Genomic DNA, 19,017 nt, shown 5'->3' with positions numbered 1-19,017 from the left:
AATAACATATAAAAATAAAGGAGATTTCAATGATTTCTGTGAAATACCTGCGGGCTGTCGCCTCTCTTCCCGTGGCCGGTCTTGCTGTCGCTTTATTGATAGTCGGCTGTTCATCCACCTATTACGGGGCCATGGAAAAGGTAGGCGTACATAAGCGAGATATCATGGTTGACAGGGTTGAAGGTGCCAGGGATGCTCAGGCCGAAGCACAGGAACAGTTCAAGTCGGCCCTGGACCAGTTTGATTCTGTGGTGAAATTACAGGAAACCGACCTGAAAAAGGCCTATGACAAGCTCAACAGCGAATACGAGGCAAGTAAAGAGGTCGCCGACAAGGTTACTTCCCGGATAGACAAGGTGGAAAGTGTTGCCGATGCACTGTTCGACGAGTGGAAGGACGAACTCGAAGAGTATCAGTCGGCAGACTTGCGCAGGTCGAGTAAGGAAAAGCTGCAGCAGACCCGCTACCGGTACAAGGAGATGCTGGCCTCCATGCACCAGGCGGAGAAGAGCATGGAACCTGTTCTCCGGATATTTCATGACAACGTTTTGTTCTTAAAACACAATCTCAATGCGCAGGCCATCGGTTCCCTGCAGGGGGAGTTCAAAAACCTGAAAGGAGAGATTGATGAACTGATTTCCAAGATGAACCAGGCCATTGAAGACTCGAACAGGTTTATAGCTGATATCCAGTAAGGATCGATAAGACCTGGGAGGGGTATTATGCGTTGGAAGTCCGGCAGGCGAAGCTCGAATGTGGAGGACAGACGTGGTGTAAAAATGAGTGGCAGGAAAACGGCGGGCGGCGGTATAGGTTTGCTGGTGATTGTCCTGGTCGGCATGTATTTCGGGGTCGATCCTGCGGTGATTCTTAATATGGTCGGTAACGCTCCTGTATCCACACCACAAAATGAGTATACGCCCACGGCAGCAGAAAACGAATTGGCTGACTTTGTCTCCGTGGTGCTGGCGGATACAGAGGATACCTGGGATGTGTTGTTGCAGAAAGAAGGGGCCAGTTATGCCGAGCCCAAACTGGTCCTGTTTTCAGGGGCGGTGCAGTCGGCCTGTGGATTTGCCCAAGCAGTCATGGGGCCTTTCTATTGTCCGGCTGACCAGAAAGTATATATTGACCTCAGTTTTTACCAGGACCTCAAGAATAAACTTGATGCTCCTGGCGATTTTGCCCAGGCCTATGTTATTGCTCACGAGGTTGGGCATCATGTCCAGAATCTGGCCGGTATTTCAGGCAAAGTTCATGAGGCAAGGGGCAAGGTCTCCCCGGCTGATCACAACAGGCTGACTGTCAGGTTGGAACTGCAGGCTGATTGTTATAGTGGCGTCTGGGCCAATCATGCCAACCGGGTCAGGAATATCCTGGAACCCGGTGATATTGATGAGGCGCTCAATGCGGCATCCATGATTGGGGACGACCGTTTGCAGAAAAAATCAAAAGGGTATATTACTCCCGATTCATTTACTCACGGTACCTCTGCCCAGCGTTCCAGATGGTTCAGGAAGGGATTGCAGAGTGGTGATATGCACGTCTGCAACACCTTTCAGGGGGGGTACGATTCCTTGTGAGAGGCCCGTAACCCGAGCAGGGCTGCGCCCATGGCGTTGCCCACCTCTCCGTTTGGGGGAAACGAGACTGAAGTGCCCAGTCGTTGGGCTACCCCTTCCAGCAGAAAGGGGGCTGCGGCCCCAATACCGATAAGCGGAATCTTCAGGGAAAAGTTCAGGCCGAGAACCGGGTGAGCGTTGCGCTCGGAAAGAAAGCCGGTAAGGCTGTTGCCCCAGTAATGTTGGATAACATAATCCAGAATCAGGGTTTCGATCTGTTCCTCGGTCTGTTTGAGTACCTTCCTGCTGAAAGATTCTGCATCCATTCCTGCAAGGGCTCCGAGTCGTGTGGCCCCTGCCCGGCTGTTTTTGCTTGTCCCGATGTTTATTTTACCAAGAACATGCAGGGCATCGGTGGGTGTAAAACCACATTCGTAGATTCGCTGCTCTCGAGTGAGTCTCTCCAGCTCTTTTTCCAGGGTGACACCGCCGATGCCTGTTTCCTTGCGTAGTCGTGCCGGAGTTACCCCGTTATGTCGACAGATAAATGATTCGACATCTTGCTGTTCTGAGGAATCAGTGAGGTAACCGACAAGAAGTTTTGATTCTTCATTAGCGCCAAGCCAGTCGGCAACGGGGGGGATGTCACTGCACATGGCGAGGGGTACCACCCTGGCCGGGCCAATCTGTAGTTTGTTATCGGCTGTTACCACGGTGTGGCTGTCTCCTCCAATGCCCCCTGTTACCATGTCGACAGCTTCAACATGGGTATGCCAAAGTCCGATACGGCACCCTTCCTGAGCCAACAACGGTTTCCCCTCTTGCAACATGGCAATATCCGTTGTGGTGCCGCCAATATCAATAACTAGTCCGTCTGCTGTTGTGTAGCTGCTGCCGAAGTGGGCGGTACAAGCAGGCCCGCTGGCCACTGTCGAGCCTGCATGGAGAACGGCTTTTCGAGCTTCTGTTGTGGTGCCGTTACCGCCGACAACCAGCATGGGACAGGTCAGCTCCAGCTCGTCCATGGCCTGTTTCACACCATTTATATACTGATCCATGATGGGCATGAGCTTGGCGTGTAACCCGGCGGTGGCTGCCCGCTCCTTCATTCCTGCCGCACTAGAGGCCCGGTGTGAGCAGAAGACTGGTTTAGGGTCAAGCATGGAGATGGCTTTTTCCGCAACCAGCTCGTGGGCCGGGTTTTTGATTGACATGGCGGAGCAGACCCCGTAGGCGTCGACCTCGTTTTTCAGGTTAGAGACGATTTCCACAAGATACTCGAGGTCGAGCGGTTGTTCCTCCTCACCGATGATGGTGTGGCCGCCCTTGATGTAGACGACGGCTTTTACCGGCAGTTTAAAATGGCGTACATAACCTATAACGAGAAGTGCCACGCGGGCACCCTTGTTTTCAACTATAGAATTGGTGGCAAGTGTTGAGGAAATAACGAGAGAGTCGACCTGCTCAGGCTGGATGCCGGACTCTTCAAGCAAGCTTCGCAGGGTATCTGCCGTACCAATTGAGAGCTGTCGGTGGGTGGTTGGTCTCTTGACTGAACGAACGAGCTCAGCTGTTTCTGTGTTAACCAGGACGGCATCGGTATAGGTGCCGCCGGTATCGATGCCGATGATGTATTTTTTCATAGTAACACCATGATGCTGAGAAGGTTGATTCGTTTATTTCTGCCGCCGTTTCATATACAGCAATCAACGGCGAAAGAACAGTGGAAAAACGCCTTGTTCTCGGTAATCGACGTCTCTTTTCCATCTTGTGGAGTCTGATGGGGTCGTGTATGGTGGCGGATAAAGTCTCTACTATAATCTTATAAACATAAATATAATCTGAGTTATGAGTTTTTTAGATGTTACCGGAAAACGGTTTGTTGTATTCGGCTTGGCTAATAAAAAATCCGTAGCCTGTGCTATAGCCAGAACCCTTGTCGAGGAAGGGGGGGAGGTGATTCATGTGGTTCGCAGCCCCGAACGTGAGAAAAATGCGAAGAAGCTTTTTCCGGATTCGAAGGTGTTTATCTGTGATGTGGAGGATGAGGAGAATATCGTTCGTGTCAGGGATGAAATACAGGCCGAACTCGAAGAACGTGGAGACAACGTAAAACTTGACGGTATTGTCCACTCCATCGCCTTTGCCAACTACTCAGAAGGGCTCAAGCCGTTTCATGAGACTCTGAAGCATGACTTCCTTCAGGCGGTTAATATCTCTTGCTTTTCGTTTGTGAGTATTGCCAACCACTTCAAGGATCTTCTTGCAGAAGAGGCTTCCGTTGTTACCATCTCCATTTCCACAACCCGGATGGCGGCAGAGAACTATGGCTATATGGCACCGATCAAGGCTGCGCTCAACTCTTCACTCTGTTTTCTGGCAAAAAGTTTTTCCGATTTTTCCTCGGTACGTTTTAATGCAGTTGCCCCAGGGCTCCTGAAAACGTCAGCTTCGGCAGGGATACCAGGATATGTGGATTCCTATCTTTATGCCGAAAAGGCGATTCCACGTAAAAAGGCCCTGACCACGAAAGAGGCGGCCGATACCGCCGCGTTTCTGCTGTCCCCCCGCTCTTCAGGTATTAATGCCCAGACCATCATTGTCGATGCGGGCATGGAAATCAATTACTTCGATAAGGAAATAATTAAGGGCACCGTGGGCTAGGAACCTGTCCGAGAATTGCTTTTACTCAAACTCTTCGGAATTTCCAAAAATAATGATCGCAATATCGGCCACATGGTTGTGCTTGTATTTCTAAAATCTTTCGATCTGAAAAAAAAAGTCTATTCTCGGACACTCTCCTGGGTCCCTTTTACTTTTTGACCAGGTGGTAACAGGGCGTGTACTCTTTGTCGCTCGGTATCTTCATGCGTTGCTGAAGCACGAAGGCGCGAAGCAGTTCGTCCAGGGGCTGCATGATTTCCTTGTCACCGTGTAACTCGAACAGCCCGTTTTCCTCAATAGCCAGGATACCTTCCTTTTTGACATTTCCGCTCACAATGCCAGAGAACGCCTTGCGCAGGTCTGCGGCCAGTTCATGGGCGGGGCGGTTCTTTTCGAGCTGCAATTCCTTCATGTTTTCATGGGTCGGGTAAAAGGGTTTCTGCAGATTACTGTCAATTGAAAGACTCCAGTTATAGAAAAAGGTTTCGCCGTTATCCTTCCGATAGGTGCAAACCTTCTCTACTCCCCTTTCAATATGACGGGCAACCGCCACCGGATCATCTATGATTACGGTGTACTTTTGTTGTGCCTGTTTGCCCAGCGTGACTCCCACGAATTCATCTATCTGTTTAAAGTAGTCGGCGGACTCTGCCGGCCCGGTGAGGACGAAGGGGTAGGGGAGGTGGTCGTTGGCCGGATTCAGCAGGGCACCTATCAGGTACAGAATTTCTTCAGCGGTTCCGACACCGCCGGGAAAAACGATAATGGCATGGCCGCTGCGAACAAAGGCTTCCAGCCGTTTTTCGATATCCGGCATAATGACCAGGCCGTTGACAATCGGGTTGGGTGATTCTGCCGCGACAATGCCAGGTTCGGTAATACCGAGGTACTGGCCGTCATAGATGCGCTGTTTGGCATGACCGATGGTGGCTCCTTTCATGGGACCTTTCATGGCGCCAGGACCGCAACCTGTGCAGATATCCATACCGCGCAGCCCGATCTGGTGACCGACCTCTTTGGTATAGTCGTATTCGTGTCGGGGGATGGAGTGGCCGCCCCAGCAGACAACCAGGCCGTTTTTATTGTCTCGCTTGAAAATCCGGGCATTCCTCAGTATGTAAAAGACAGCATTGGTGATTCCCGTTGGGGTATCGACGGAAATGTTAGGATTGCTGATGATCTCTTCTTCAACATAGACGATATCCCGGAGTACCGAGAAGAGGTGTTCCTTTATACCTTGGATGAGTTTTCCGTCGACAAAGGCGTTTGCGGGTGCGTTATGCAGCTCAAGCTCAATCCCGCCGTTTTCCCGTCGGACATGGATATTAAAATCACTGTACAGTTCATGAACTATTTTACTGTCATCAAGGGTCTCACCGCAGTTGAGCACTGCGAGAGAACAGCTGCGGAAGAGCGATTGAACGTCCCCAATACTTGCTTCAAGAAGCCTGCGTGCCTCCATCTGGGAGAGAAGGTCGAGATAACCTTCCGGGGAAACAGTTGTAAATGGTATTGTTTCGGGCATATTTTTATCCTTTAGCGGCAATATATATTTCTAAATTTGAATATGATTTACTAACAAACACAGCATGATAGTGCAAGGAGAAGAGAGCCCCGAACTCATGAGAATTTCGGGTCAGAAGGGAAAGAACTGCCGTAACTCTTCGCTGCCCAGTATATTTGCTTTTTTTATAATGCCCGAAGAGTAATGCCCTGTTTTGCACAACGTTGCAAAGTCGTGGTGTGAGCGGGCGTATGGAACAGCTCCGGCAAGGGCAAGTATCCGCGGAACAAGGAGGGCATTGATAAATGGAATATTCTTCCTGATGCAGTAACGGATAGCCTGCAGATCATCAATAATGATAAACGAGGCGGTCCCGGAGAGCGCATGGTGAAGTGTTTTCAGTTCTCCTGCTCCCATTGTTGTGTGGGCTTTCAGGTCTGGGTGAAGTGGTTTGGTGATGTGCGGCAGCACGATGATTTCTTTATCCCGGATTCTCCGGTAACATTCATCGGCTCCCGGTTTGTTGTTTTGGGTGACTTCACGGAACACTTCACTGGCTATAACCGGACGATAGTGAGAACAGAGTGCCGGGAGCAGGTGTGCTTTATAGAGCAGGATGAGGGAAGAGGAGTCAACAAGAACTTCGATGAGTTTTTGGGAGAGTGTTGAATCATTCACCCGCTAAGACTTCCCGTATGGCCGGAGCGAGCTTGTTTATCTCTACAGGCTTCATGATGAACCGTTTAATCCCTATCTTCAGGGCCTCGTCTTCCGTGATTTTATCGGTAAAGCCGGTATTAAGGATAATGGGAATATCGGGTCGGACAGACAGAAGCTCACCGGCAAGCGTGTCTCCTGACATAATCGGCATGGTCATATCGGAAATTACCAGATCGAAATCATCAGGACTCTTTGAGAAGGTATGAAGGGCCTCCAGGGCGCTGGTAAAGCCGGTGACCTCGTACCCCAGTTTCTGGAGCAGGTCGTGCATCATATTGACCAGCATGGTTTCATCATCCACCAGCAGGATTCGCTCACTTCCCCCTGGCAGTTCGTCAGCGAGGATTGTGTGGTGTGATGCAACAACATCGGCCACAGGTAGGTAGACACTGAAGTCACACCCTTTCCCGGGTTCTGACCAGACGGTAATAAACCCATGGCAGTCACGGACGATACCGTGCACAACAGACAATCCCAGACCGGTTCCTTCTTCTTTCGGGCGTGTGGTGAAAAACGGATCAAATATCTTGGTAAGATCCTCCGGTGGAATACCCACACCGGTATCCTTTACTGACAGCTTAATGTGGTTGCCTGTTGTATAACCGAGGTTTCGGGAGATAAACTCCTGGTCCAGATACTCCTCGTCGAGTGATACCGTTAGAGTGCCCCCGTCTTTCATGGCTTTTCCTGCATTGGTACAGAGGTTCATTAGGACCTGGTGGATCTTGGTGGTTTCACCCAAAACCTGAGCATTGGAGTTTAAGTGCTGCTGTATACTTATGGAGGTGGGTAAGGAGGCCCGTAAAAGTTTGAGAGCCTCGACAACCACCTGGGAGACCTGGACTGGTTCTTTTTCATCTATTGATTTCCGGGCAAAGGTGAGGATCTGCTGGACCAGTTCTTTGGCACGGTTTCCCGCTTTATGCATCTCGCCGAGGTATTTCTTTATCTTTGTGCCCGGAATGGCTTCAAGCGAGGCCAGTTCGCAATAGCCGATGATGGCAGACAGGATATTGTTGAAATCGTGGGCGATACCTCCGGCAAGGGTACCTATTGCCTCAAGTTTTTGTGATTGGGCGAGTCGCTGTTCAATTCGCTTTCGTCCGCTCAGGTCCCTGATGGCGGCCATTCGAACATCCCTTTCTTCATATTCCATTTCCCTGACCCGTATTTCTACGGGAAATTTTTCTCCGTTTTTACGGATAGCGACTGTTTCATAGGGATCCAGGATGCCCTGTTCAATCCGTTTGACAACGTCTCCAACAGATTCAGGGGGGAGTATAATGGGAAGGATCTGTTTATTGTCCAGTTCTCCCTTTTGGTAGCCGAATAGCGAATAAAACGGATCGTTGCCATGGAAGAACATCCCTTTGCTGTGAACGATAATAGCCTCCCAGGTAGCATTGGCCAACTGCCTGAAGCGGATTTCGCTCTCCTGCAACGCCTTTTCCGCGCGTTTTCGCCTGCCTATATTAAGGATGAGGCCGATGATGGTGAGAAGCAACGCGCATATAAAGAACAGTACTGTCAAGACCTCGGTTTTATATTCCTGGTAAAAAGAAAAGGGGCGATTGATGATAACGGAGTTCCCCGGTAGCAGTTTTTCATCGATCCCAAATCTGGAAAGCTGTTTATAATCGAAAACATACCTGTTGCTTCCCTGGAGTATTACCGGAATTGAATCGGCATCTTCTCCGGACAGAATCTTTTTACCGATTTCAGCCATGGTTTTTCCCTGATAATAACCGCTGATAACATGGCCACCCACAATGCCGCTGCCGATATTGAATTCGAGAAGGCAGTATACTGGAACCTTACTCACTTTGGAGAGTATTTCACCGGTCCGTTCATAGGTGTAGTACAGGCCGTCCCTGTCTGCAAAAAAGACACCGAGTAGTATCAGGGCCGTTGGGCCAAGACGTGATATCTCGTCCTGCAGTTCCTTAATCGAGAGATTACCTGAGTGGCGAATGCGTATCGTGTCGGAGAGTCCCTGAAGATCTTCATCGATATCTTTAGCCCAGGCCCGTCCAGTTTTAAGGTAATCGTTGATGATAAATAATTCGGTTGTCTCTGGGTGGATTTTGAGGGCGAGTTCTACCGTCTGGCGGGCAGAAAAAAGTTCGGCAACACCGGTAAAATCCTGAAGCCCGGCTAACTGGTTCTGCTCAAAATCGTTAACACCACAAAAAGAAACCGGTACTCCGGGAAAGAGGGTTTTTCTGTGGGTACGGATAAAATCGTAGGCGTTGTTATCGGAGAGGAGGATGAGTGAAAACGATGTTTTCTGGTATTTAACCTGCAGATAATTTCGGAACGATTCAAAATACTCGGCTGAAAAGAATACCTTGGTGTCCATGTTCTCGATGTGCAGGGTGAGGTTGTTTTGTTCGGGGTGAAGAATATCTTCGACACCTTGGACAATATTTTCTACCCAGGACATTTTCTGGTTATAGGAGTTGAGCAGGAGGACATTACGGTTTTTGTCGAGGGATTCTGCTCCGGCGGCTATGTTCAATGGAGCAAGCAGACCGGACCATTGCAGTACCACGATTATCGTTGTAATACAAAACAATCTCATGCTCACCCTTGACGGAGAGTTCTTGATTATACAAGCAAGAAAAAACGAATAGTGTGAATATCCTTAGAGCAGGATAACAAAAAAAGACGTAAATAACAAAAGAATGTCACGAACAGCAGCAGGGAGCTTCGTTGTCAGGATTTCCTGACAGAAAAGGAATGAATAGTGTAAGCTCCTTTAACTTTTCCCGGATCGAGCCGGATTCGGTTTATTGCCTGGAAAGCAGGCAGGCGAAGGTAGAGACTGTTTTTTCCTTTTTTTAGCAGAGTCGCTACAGACCTGCTTTCGTGAAACGAACTCTGGTCGTGGTCATTGTAAAAAATCTGTAATAGAGTGTCCCCGGGGCTGTCAATTTCCAGATGCATAACAATCCCTTGGTGCGTTCCGCTGCCGCCAGGGAGAGAAATATCAAACTGAGGATCATTGGTCGTGGCGGTAAATGATCCCGGTGGTCTGCCTCTGGCTATTTCAATGTTATGTGAAATCAAATTGTTGTCAGAGAAGTCGCTGCCACTCAGGCCGATGAGATAAGTTCTGGATTCATTGAATCGTTTTTGGCTCACATATGCTGTCACATCGGGATGTGGCTTAAGGGTTTTCGGGAGGTTTCGGGCGGCGTGGAGGTCTATTACAAGATCCGGGTTTTGCTCCTTGATAAATGGTACGATATCCCTGAAATCACTTTTAGTAAAAAAGTACGTCTTTCCGAATTGGTTGGCAAAAAATCGACTTGGGTGGTTTCCGAACGAATCCTGGATGATGAACACAGTAAGATCCTTGTCATGACATTCAGCGAGATACACCTTGCGGGAGTTTGCTGATTTTTTATAATCGCTGCCAGCCTCGGGCCACTCTATTGGTCGGGGGCCGGAACCTGTGCACTCTTTTCTTATGCGCACATCATCAGCTTGTTCAGCGAATTCCTTTTCGAGGTGAAGGAGTTGAGCCAGGTCGCCGGGATAGGTGTGTTTGAAGGAGGTGAGATCCTTTTTCAATAGTGATTCCCGGTCTGGAAACCATTGTTGAATGGCGTTGATTATATGGCGGTATCCCAGGTATGCCCCGGTAAAATTCCAGTGGGTATCTGTTTTGTAATAAAGTTGTTGCTGTTCTTTCGCTTCGAGGAAGAGGGGAAGCAGGGAAAGAGATTCTGCTGCGTCGACTCTGCTGCCGAGTCGGTTAAACAGTTTTTCATACACTGTTTCCCCTGCAAGTCCGGCGTAGATCGCAGGGAGATATTCCGGATATACCTGGATTTTGTTGGGGACAGGAACAAAAAGGTAGCGGACTCCTCTATCGTTGAACCATTGTTGGCGGTCGACTAACTCCTCTACATAGTCAATGATCGTGGACTCATTGGTAATGCGCTGACCCAGGAAATCCGAGAGAACTCCAGAGGCGGCCATATAGAGCCAGCCCTCCCTGCCCAGGATTACGTTTTTGTTCGGTGAGGTCCTGAAAAGTTTTGTAAATGTTGAATTATAGATGGATATATAGAAATCCCTCAGGCCGAAATGATCGTTGAAATAGGTTTCAAATTCGTCCGGAAACTGCTCAATCGAATCAAGGGATTTCCCTACGGTAGGGAATTGGGCCAGTTTTCTTTTTTCAACCGCCGAGATTTCTTTTGGTGGTTGATAAAGCATCATGATTCCGGGCATCATCAGGAAGGTGATAAAAACGGCCACCAGAACCATTGAGAAGAGTGTTGACTGTTTCATGCCTGGTCGTATCCGCTAAAAACGAAAGTAGATAAAGGGATTATATGCCCCGGTTGCAAGGTTAGTGGTCGCAGCAGCCAAGAGCACTACTGTTACGGTGAACCTGGTCGAAGAACAAAGGAGCTTGGGGGGACGAAACACCGGTGTCTTTTTTAAAATAAACCCAACGTCATTTGGTGAAAAGAGGGAGAAAAAGATGGAGGTGAATGAAATGAAGACAAAGTGAGGTGTCAGCAGCAGAAGTACCTTGGCTGGGACTCCCTGCCCATTTGCCTGCCCAGCCAGGGCTGCAAGATAAGTACCAGCGCTGCCAAGGTCTTCCGTCCTGAAAAAAACCCAGCAGATCATAACAACTGCAAGCACGTACCCGTGTTGAACAGGTTTTGAAGTTGTCTTCAGCCATCGACCGAAGCCGCTTCTCTCTACGGAGAGAAAAGTGCCGTGTGCCATACCCCAGACAACAAAATTCCAGCTTGCTCCGTGCCAAAGCCCACAAAGAAGAAAAACGGTGCAGAGGTTGCGTGCAGTCTTAAAACATCCTGTCCTGTTGCCGCCTAAAGGGATGTAGAGATAGTCCCTAAACCAGGTGGAGAGGGAGATATGCCATCGTGTCCAGAATTCCCTGAGCGATCGTGCACGATAGGGGAGGTTGAAGTTTTCCGGAAAGGTGAACCCGAGCATTCTGCCGAGACCTATGGCCATATCCGAGTAGCCTGAAAAGTCAAAATATATCTGTAAGGTATAACTGGTAATACCCAACCAGGCAACCGGGGTGGAAAGCGTGGCGTCGGGCAGGTTGAATACGGTATCGGCCATTGCACCCAAAGGATTGGCAAGAAGTACCTTTTTACTCAGCCCTATAGTGAATCGTTCTATTCCCTGGGCAAAAAGTATGGTGTTTATTGTCCGCTTATACAGCTGTTCGGCGATGTGACCATAACGGACAATGGGGCCTGCGATTAATTGCGGAAAGAGAGCTATGTAGAGGCCGAGGTTCACCACTCCAGTTTGTGGTCGTGATGTGTGTCGATAAACATCAACTAGATAGGATATGGCCTGGAAGGTGAAAAATGAGATCCCTATGGGGAGATGTATCTCCGGTGTACTCTGCGCTGTTGGCAAAAGAAGGAACGGGGGGAAGTCGCTTAACGAGCTGTATACAAAACTGAAGTATTTAAAAAAGAACAGAGGGGCCAGGTTGATGCTGACCCCGAATGCAACAATGGCTTTTTTTCGGTTCGTGTCCGCACTGTCAAGCCAGAGCCCAAGACCGTAGTTGATACCGATTGAAACAAGCATCAACAGGACATAGACTCCTTCACCCCAACCATAAAAAAAGAGGCTGGCAAGCAGGAGAAAGGCATTTCGAACCCGGGTCGGCAGGATACAATTACCGATCAGTACAAGCGGCAGGAAAAGAAACAGGAAGACGAGTGAGCTGAAAACCATTATTGGACTGTTAATTACTTCATTTTAGCCATGTTTCAAGGTCATTATATGTGGCAGAACGGTTCCACGGTAACCTTCTGTACCTCAATACAGTTTACAGGGCATGCTTCCAGGCAACGATTACACCGTATACAGGCAGAAGGGTTGATACGATAGGAGAACTGGTTATCAGGTGAAAAACTGTTCTCCGGGAAGAGATAACCCTTGATTCGTTGTTGTTCATCTACCTGAAGGGCTTTAACCTTCAAAATACAGTCGTCCAGGGGCTTGGCTTCACAGCACAGATCACAGAAAATACAGCGTGATGTGTCAATTTCATACTTGTAATAACAGACATAACAGCGCTGGGCTTCCCGAACGGCAGTTTGATTATCATAGCCAAGCTCGACCTCGGCGAGCAGGGTGCGGTCCGGGCCGTTAAGTGACGGCATTTCCTGGCGGACAATATCATTGCAGGAAACATCCCGTTTTTGGGTGCGGCCAGGCGAGACCCGAATGCCCTGCTCAATACGTCTGGATCCCATAAAATACATGTCGACAGCCAATGCACACTCTTTACCACTTGCAATCGCATTTATTACCGTTGTTGAGCCTTGCCCCTGGTCACCTGCGACAAAGAGTTTCATGTTGGGAATGGCAGGGAATAAGGTCGTGTCAATTTTGGTGTTTTTTGAGTTGGTGATTTTACCTATGGAGTCTTCAAGCCAAGCCCAGTCAGGTCCCTGGCCGGTTGCAAGCAGCAGGGTGTCTGCCTGCACCTCAAACTCTGAATCGGGAATCTCTGTAATCCCTGATTTTGTTCCATCCTGTTCATCTGTGCGGCGGTTGCGAATGAAACGGACCGCAGTGAGATGCTCATTGTCGGTTTTAAGCAGGATTGGAGAGGCCAGCAATTCAACAGCTATGCCTTCTTCGCCGAGGGCTTCAAATTCCCCGGGCGTCAGGGTCATATCCTGCTGGCGTCTTCGATAATAGATTGTGACAGACTCTGCACCGTCACGAACGGCAGCCCGGGCACAATCCACTGCGGTAAAACCGCCCCCTACGACTATAACATGCCTGCCAACGATGTTCTTTCTGCCTTCTATAACCCCCCGCAGAAAATCAGATCCGTGAAGTACCCCCTTACTATCCAGTCCATTTAACTCCGGTGTGTGCGGGCGCGTACACCCACCGGCAATTATCACGGCATCATTGCCGGTATACAACTCGGCTAAGGAGATATCGTCACCGATTTTGGTTCGACACTGAATAGCAACGCCCTGTTGACGGATCTGGTCAATTTCCCGGGCGACTATTTTTCCGGGCAGTCGAAACGGGGGGATGTTCTGCGTCAGCATCCCGCCAGGGATATGGTACTGCTCATAGACGGTAACTGAATGTCCGAACAGACAGAGGTCACGAGCTGCAGCCAGTCCAGACGGGCCAGAGCCAATTACTGCAACTTTTTTATCAGTGGAAGGGAAGATTCGTGGCAGCACCTGAGAGGGGGATGCTTCGTTGAAGTCTGCAGCTGAGCGTTTGGAAAAACAGATGGCAACCGGCTCGCCATTACCTTCAAAGCCATGGCGGCAGGCCTGCTCACAGGGACGGGTACAGATGCGTCCCAGGATAGCTGGGAAGACGTTATCCCGCAGGTTCAAACGATAGGCTTCGGAAAAATTGCCGGCGGCAATCGCTTCGAGATAGCCGGGTATATCTGTCCTGGCCGGGCAGGCGTGGCGACAAGGGACACTTTTGTCAAGCCAGTGATAATCTTTAGGGGCTTTAATAATCCCGTAATCGCAGCTTAAGTCTTGGTCAAGGCTATGTGGTTCCATGTTGACTCTCTATACTTCAGGGTATAATGTGACGTGATTATTGATACAGGTTACTCAAATTTTTCCGACAATGAAACATCAAGCTGCCCGGATGAAAACGATACCTATGAACTCTCCCCCTGACAACAACCGATATCGCAATGTTGATGGCATTCTCAAAGTAGTGGAAGACAAACTTTGCCACCGCTGCGGCGCTTGCATCGGTTTATGCCCTGTGTCCACTTTTGGCATCGACCGCAATGGGTATCCGATGCAAATCGATGATTGTATCGAGTGTAATATTTGCGTACAGTCCTGTTCGGGACTGGGCGTTGATTACAACACCATCGGCGAGAGGATGTACGGCCAGGAGTATACCTACGGAGATATGATGGGGCCCGTTATCGGTGCCTGTGTGGCCCATGCTGTCGACGAAACAATTCGAAACAACGCGGCGAGCGGTGGTGTGGTGACGCAACTCTTTGACTACCTGCTGGAAAGCGGTCAGATCAAAGGGGCTATAGTGGTAGTTGAAGACCCGGAAAATCCGGCAATGGGGAAAGGAATCGTCGCCCGCACCCGCGAGGAACTGCTTCAGTCCCAGCAGTCACGTTATACAACGTCCCCTCATTTGCATATCCTTAATACGATTCATGAGGAAGAGGGGCCTTTTGCCCTGGTGGCACTGCCATGTCAGATACACTCCCTGCGCAAACGACAGATGGTCGATCCCCGCTGGACAAAAAAAATACCTATCATCATAGGGCTGTTATGCCACTATAGCCTGCCCATGAGTTCCACCGAAGAGGCCGCCGCCTTACTGGCCCCTCCGGGAACATCTCTTGCGCATACCAGATACCGTCAACGAGATGAACGGGGCTGGCCGTTTAACACCCTTGAGATGACCTTTTCTGATGGCAGCGTCTGGCGTTCCCCCTACGGTCCGGCCCAGACATTTAACGTTATATCAAGGATCTCTCCTTTGGGACGATGTCTACAGTGCCTGGATGCGGCTGCTGAGTTCAGTGACATCTCGATATGCGATCCATGGATTCGTGATGAACGCGGTAACTGGAAATACGAAGAGCCTGAAGGGTTTTCAGGTGTGCTGATTCGGACGAAGCAGGGGGCTGCTGTGGTTGAGAAAGCTGTGGCTGCGGGGAGGTTGTCTGCCAAAGCCATCCCTCCCGAGGAAATAAGAAGCGGACAACAGCAGATGATGGTGGAGAAAAAGCTCCGCACCGCTTTTCGAATTGATGTCCGCAGAAAGCTCAAGATGGCTGTACCTTCTTATCCGATGGAGTTTGCTCCCCACCAGAGAAAGGTTATTGTTCATGAAGTGTTATTCTGGTTTATGCGACTGATTCCTGCCTTTAAACCCATCCGGGGATTTTTTCTGCAGTTGGGGTTTTCACGTGTGGGGCGTTATCTCATCGATCGTCGAATGAAGAGACGTGAACGGCGGGCTGCTGCCGGGAAGCCGGCAGTATAAACGGACCCTATGGGGGCTCTCGCCTCGCCACCAAAAGGGGGCGTCTGGTTCAGCAGATCTCCTGCTGCAGCTGGATTTCCATCAGGAATTGCTCAAGGCAGTCATAAACCATGTTGAGGCTTTTGATCTCGATATGTTCATTTTCTGTATGCTGGGACATGTTGCCCTGAGCCCCCCAGATGGCACCCGGAATACCATTAATGGAAAAGAATTTTGCATCGGATGCCCCATGTTCGAATCCCACCCCGGCACCTCCGGAGTGTTTGACCAGGAGATCAAGATAGGGAGAGGGGCCACTGTCGAAAACCGGGTCCAATGCGTCCAGTATGACTTCAGATGTCGTGCAGGCCTTGATTTCTTCTACCAGCTTTTCCGGATCGTCATTCTCTGTATAGCGGATGTTAAGGGTTGCTGTTGCCTGTTCCGGGATGATATTGGTGGAGCCGTTGCCGGCATGACAGTTGGCCAGGACCATGGTCCGGTGCCAGTGATCGTCTGTTTGCCGGGTGAACAGTTGTTGTATGCGGTGATAGTCCCCGATGAGGACATCAAAGGCACTTTTACCAAGCCAGGGCCGTGCTGCGTGGGCGGCTTTTCCCCTGGCCTCAAGGTGAAGAGCAATTACGCCTTTTTCCTTCGTGACGATGTGACCGGGGTTGCCACCATCGAGCGCGATAAAATACTCCGTATCCAGGTTGTTTACTATCTTGCCGGCCCCGTTTGTCCCCCCTACTTCTTCATCCCCGGTGAGAAGAAGCCCGAAACAGATATCATCCTGAGAGTACCCATCACGCTCCAGCCTTCGTAAATGCTCACGAAACAGGACAAGGGAGAGCGCCACCGCATATTTATCGTCGATACTACCCCGGCCATAGAGCCGACCGTCCTGTTCATACGGATTGAATTGAGAGGTGTTGTCAACCTCTACGACATCAAAGTGGCTCATCAGCAGAACCCTTGTCTTGCTTTTTTGTGGCATAACGAGCAAGGAAGGAGTGCTGTTGTGCACTTCAAGTTTATGCTTGATACCTTGTTTTTGCAGCCATGAAGCGATAAATGCACTGCATCGATGAATCTCATCAGGGCGTGACTCTGTAGATGGAATACGAATGAGATCTATCAGCAGGTTCAGGATCTCTTGTTGAATATTGGGGGCAATCACATGGTTCTCCGGGAGAAAACAAATATATCATTATCAATGAATGTTTCGGCTGCTGGAGAAACACTCATGATAAATATGGCTGAGATGTTTTCATAACCTAAATGTAAAACAATTCACACCGAAGAATGATTCTCTGGCTGGAAAATAACGGACAACGTTCTCAAGTTCTTTGCTTGTTTGCGTAAAAATTGTCTACCTCCCTCGTTTTTTAGGGGAGGGGCTGTGCACGTTTTCAGGAAAGTCTTATTGCTGAAAGGGATAAATGACTTTTCTGTCCCGTTTCATGTCGACAACAGTCCGGCCGTTAGCCATGGCCTCATCAAGACCTTAAGAAAGTGCGAAAAAATAAAAGACAACCAAGGGGGGACGTCAATATTTAAAGAGGTGACTTCTACCGCATTTGATCTTGGGGGAGGCATCCACCTATACCTGTCTGCTGCCACGTAATCTGTAACATATGGCCAGATAATTTATATGTTCAATGCATTTCTAATATCGGCGGCTTTATGTGTCATATTTTGTAAGCGTTGGACTCTAGTTGTAGTGTAAAACGCATCCTTGCATAGGTCATACTGCAGTTCATCTATCGGTGATAACGTCGTGCCTCATGGGGGAAGATTAATCGGTAGAAATTATTTTTACTATGCGATAAGGTTATTACAAAAGATACGCGGAAAATTCTTAACTTGAGCTCAAAAAAAAGAAACTGTTACGGTATTTCCCGATTGAAAGGCAATGGGAGAAACTCACGATGCTGGAGGATGTGATTGGTTCCAGGTGAGTTATTGCTTTTGTTTTGGCTGGTAAAATTATATGGATCGGCCTCGGTTTAGCGGTTCCATAATGGGGTGGGACGCTTGTTTGTCTTGTCTGAATCTAATTCTATCTACTCACTGTGTATCTATCTTCCCGTGGCGGGGAGAGTTCTGTAACATCAAGAAAATATGTCACCATAGCAGTACACTAAAAAGAGGCAAGATGTTGAAATCGATATATATGGGAGTTGTCACTTTCCTGTGTTTGTTGCTCTCTTCCTGTGCCACCTTCAGGTACAATGTGAATGGTGATCAGGTAACCTTGTACCTCAAGAAACCGCATGCAAAAGGTGTTGTACTGTTCAGTTCGCTCAATGGGTTTGTTGAGGGGTTTGAGCTCGAACGCCAGGAAAAGGTCTGGCAGTTGACCTTGCCTGCGGATAGGCCTTTTCGATATTTTTATAAGGTTGATGGGGTGGTATTTCTCCCAGCTTGTCCGATGAGGGAAAGAGACGATTTTGGTTCAGAAAATTGTGTTTTTACGAGGGATATGTGACAAATTTCACGTTATGCGCGATTTTCCAGGGCCAGTAATACGCCTCACTCATATTTGATATGCTGCATGTCATATGATATTATTAATCAGGAGGGTTTCCGAAAATGCCTTTTTGGCCAAAATTTCTATTCTCGGACAACCTCCCCGGATGTGTCGATCTGGTTAATTGGTAATGTTTCATTAGTATACTTCATACTTTTGTTGTTTTCTTCATGCTGCTACATGAACATCTTACTTTAAGATAGAGTTGCTTTTCGGAATTTCTTTTTGGGGCCATTCGGGTGTTATGTATTCATCAAGCACACCCTGTTTGCTTTGGCGATCATACCTAAAAGGGGGGGAAATCATGGAAAGAACCGGCAAAGAACTGATTACAATAAATCTGGCACTCATTACTTTTATAGGATTCACCACATTATCACAGGCTGCCATATCTGGGAGCAAGCATGATTTCAGTAATCGGCCGTGGGCAGAAGGACAAATCTGTCTTCCCTGCCACGCACCACACAACGGGATAGATGTCGCCAATGCTCCCCTCTGGAATCATGAAATTTCCACGGCAACATATACTCTTTACAGTAGTCCGACGCTTGATGCAGTACCAGGACAACCTACAGGGATTTCCAAACTCTGTCTTTCATGTCATGACGGAACTGTGGCCGTAGATTCTTTTGGCGGGCAAACAGGATCCTATTACCTGGGGCCCAACAGGCCGGAAAATGTGGGGACAGATTTAAGTGATGATCACCCTATTTCATTTGTCTATGATACTGCTTTGGCTCAGGCCGATGGCGGATTATATGATCCAACAGTCCAACTCTCCGGCATACCCGGTGCTACAGGCACAATCTCGCAGGACATGCTGTTTGCCAATAAGTTGGAGTGTGCTTCCTGTCATGACGTTCATAATACCTACAATAACATGAAGCTGCTGATCAAATCCAACGCTGGTTCAGGACTCTGCCTAACTTGTCATAACAACTAATACCCGTTACAACGGGTCGAAAGTGTACCTGAAAATGATTACAGGACACTCCGTACCAGAGTTAGAT

The 19,017-nt window shown here is 48.9% G+C and carries 14 protein-coding genes; 6 read left to right on the top strand and 8 right to left on the bottom strand.

From position 1 onward, the window contains the following. Positions 1 to 29: 29 nt before the first annotated feature. Positions 30 to 695 carry a DUF2959 domain-containing protein gene (locus tag GA520_RS23775; RefSeq protein WP_240910029.1) on the top strand — a complete coding sequence of 222 codons (666 nt, stop codon included), beginning with the start codon at positions 30 to 32 and terminating at the stop codon, positions 693 to 695. Positions 696 to 722: 27 nt separating this feature from the next. Next, positions 723 to 1,583: a neutral zinc metallopeptidase gene (locus tag GA520_RS23770; protein ID WP_163335906.1), complete on the top strand. Its 861-nt coding sequence runs from the start codon at positions 723 to 725 to the stop codon at positions 1,581 to 1,583. On the opposite strand, the gene GA520_RS23765 is transcribed toward GA520_RS23770, so the two are convergent. Continuing rightward, positions 1,559 to 3,205 (bottom strand): hydantoinase/oxoprolinase N-terminal domain-containing protein, encoded by a 1,647-nt coding sequence (locus tag GA520_RS23765; RefSeq protein ID WP_163335905.1) that lies wholly within the window; start codon positions 3,203 to 3,205, stop codon positions 1,559 to 1,561. The two genes, GA520_RS23770 and GA520_RS23765, sit on opposite strands and share 25 nt — an antisense overlap. Positions 3,206 to 3,410: 205 nt before the next feature. Between GA520_RS23765 and GA520_RS23760 the strand changes: the two genes are divergently transcribed. Then, positions 3,411 to 4,226, top strand: a complete 816-nt coding sequence (locus GA520_RS23760) for an enoyl-ACP reductase (RefSeq protein ID WP_163335904.1) — start codon at positions 3,411 to 3,413, stop codon at positions 4,224 to 4,226. Positions 4,227 to 4,374: 148 nt separating this feature from the next. Here the strand turns inward: GA520_RS23760 and ppnN are convergent, their stop codons facing one another. The 6 genes from ppnN to GA520_RS23730 all read right to left on the bottom strand — a co-directional run bounded on the left by ppnN (position 4,375) and on the right by GA520_RS23730 (position 14,021). Beyond that, positions 4,375 to 5,751, bottom strand: coding sequence for a nucleotide 5'-monophosphate nucleosidase PpnN (gene ppnN / locus GA520_RS23755; protein WP_163335903.1), 1,377 nt, complete (start codon positions 5,749 to 5,751; stop codon positions 4,375 to 4,377). Between the two features lie 111 nt (positions 5,752 to 5,862). Beyond that, on the bottom strand, positions 5,863 to 6,408 hold the full coding sequence (locus tag GA520_RS23750) for a hypothetical protein (protein ID WP_163335902.1): 546 nt from the start codon (positions 6,406 to 6,408) through the stop codon (positions 5,863 to 5,865). Further along, entirely contained in the window at positions 6,401 to 9,031 is a 2,631-nt protein-coding gene (locus tag GA520_RS23745) for an ATP-binding protein (RefSeq protein ID WP_163335901.1), read from the bottom strand. The genes GA520_RS23750 and GA520_RS23745 overlap by 8 nt, the downstream gene beginning before the upstream one ends. Before the next feature lie 134 nt (positions 9,032 to 9,165). Then, the gene (locus tag GA520_RS23740) at positions 9,166 to 10,752 is read right to left on the bottom strand and encodes a hypothetical protein (protein WP_163335900.1); all 1,587 of its coding nucleotides are present in this window, start codon (positions 10,750 to 10,752) and stop codon (positions 9,166 to 9,168) included. Between the two features lie 15 nt (positions 10,753 to 10,767). Further along, positions 10,768 to 12,201, bottom strand: coding sequence for an MBOAT family protein (locus GA520_RS23735; RefSeq protein ID WP_163335899.1), 1,434 nt, complete (start codon positions 12,199 to 12,201; stop codon positions 10,768 to 10,770). A 44-nt stretch (positions 12,202 to 12,245) separates the two neighbouring features. Further along, positions 12,246 to 14,021, bottom strand: coding sequence for an FAD-dependent oxidoreductase (locus GA520_RS23730; protein ID WP_163335898.1), 1,776 nt, complete (start codon positions 14,019 to 14,021; stop codon positions 12,246 to 12,248). Positions 14,022 to 14,112: 91 nt separating this feature from the next. Here GA520_RS23730 and GA520_RS23725 point away from each other — a divergent pair, with 91 nt between their 5' ends. After that, positions 14,113 to 15,492, top strand: coding sequence for a coenzyme F420 hydrogenase/dehydrogenase beta subunit N-terminal domain-containing protein (locus GA520_RS23725; protein WP_163335897.1), 1,380 nt, complete (start codon positions 14,113 to 14,115; stop codon positions 15,490 to 15,492). A gap of 49 nt (positions 15,493 to 15,541) precedes the next feature. Here the strand turns inward: GA520_RS23725 and GA520_RS23720 are convergent, their stop codons facing one another. Continuing rightward, positions 15,542 to 16,654, bottom strand: a complete 1,113-nt coding sequence (locus GA520_RS23720) for a M20 family metallopeptidase (RefSeq protein WP_163335896.1) — start codon at positions 16,652 to 16,654, stop codon at positions 15,542 to 15,544. A 978-nt stretch (positions 16,655 to 17,632) separates the two neighbouring features. Between GA520_RS23720 and GA520_RS23715 the strand changes: the two genes are divergently transcribed. Continuing rightward, positions 17,633 to 17,965, top strand: coding sequence for a hypothetical protein (locus tag GA520_RS23715; RefSeq protein ID WP_163335894.1), 333 nt, complete (start codon positions 17,633 to 17,635; stop codon positions 17,963 to 17,965). A 346-nt stretch (positions 17,966 to 18,311) separates the two neighbouring features. After that, complete coding sequence (locus GA520_RS23710; RefSeq protein ID WP_163335893.1) at positions 18,312 to 18,950, top strand: cytochrome c3 family protein; 639 nt, start codon at positions 18,312 to 18,314, stop codon at positions 18,948 to 18,950. Positions 18,951 to 19,017 lie beyond the last annotated feature (67 nt).

The organism is Desulfopila sp. IMCC35008, assembly GCF_010646885.2.
Taxonomy (GTDB): Bacteria; Desulfobacterota; Desulfobulbia; order Desulfobulbales; family Desulfocapsaceae; genus Desulfopila.
This window is presented reverse-complemented; position numbering and strand designations above follow the sequence as displayed.

Bases quoted from the DNA above. Each gene is read 5' to 3' on its own strand.
- GA520_RS23740 (WP_163335900.1), bottom strand. From the start codon at position 10,752: ATGAAACAGTCAACACTCTTCTCAATGGTTCTGGTGGCCGTTTTTATC.
- GA520_RS23710 (WP_163335893.1), top strand. From the start codon at position 18,312: ATGGAAAGAACCGGCAAAGAACTGATTACAATAAATCTGGCACTCATT.
- GA520_RS23745 (WP_163335901.1), bottom strand. From the start codon at position 9,031: ATGAGATTGTTTTGTATTACAACGATAATCGTGGTACTGCAATGGTCC.
- GA520_RS23715 (WP_163335894.1), top strand. From the start codon at position 17,633: ATGTTGAAATCGATATATATGGGAGTTGTCACTTTCCTGTGTTTGTTG.
- GA520_RS23730 (WP_163335898.1), bottom strand. From the start codon at position 14,021: ATGGAACCACATAGCCTTGACCAAGACTTAAGCTGCGATTACGGGATT.
- GA520_RS23760 (WP_163335904.1), top strand. From the start codon at position 3,411: ATGAGTTTTTTAGATGTTACCGGAAAACGGTTTGTTGTATTCGGCTTG.
- ppnN (WP_163335903.1), bottom strand. From the start codon at position 5,751: ATGCCCGAAACAATACCATTTACAACTGTTTCCCCGGAAGGTTATCTC.
- GA520_RS23735 (WP_163335899.1), bottom strand. From the start codon at position 12,201: ATGGTTTTCAGCTCACTCGTCTTCCTGTTTCTTTTCCTGCCGCTTGTA.
- GA520_RS23725 (WP_163335897.1), top strand. From the start codon at position 14,113: ATGAAAACGATACCTATGAACTCTCCCCCTGACAACAACCGATATCGC.
- GA520_RS23775 (WP_240910029.1), top strand. From the start codon at position 30: ATGATTTCTGTGAAATACCTGCGGGCTGTCGCCTCTCTTCCCGTGGCC.
- GA520_RS23765 (WP_163335905.1), bottom strand. From the start codon at position 3,205: ATGAAAAAATACATCATCGGCATCGATACCGGCGGCACCTATACCGAT.
- GA520_RS23770 (WP_163335906.1), top strand. From the start codon at position 723: ATGCGTTGGAAGTCCGGCAGGCGAAGCTCGAATGTGGAGGACAGACGT.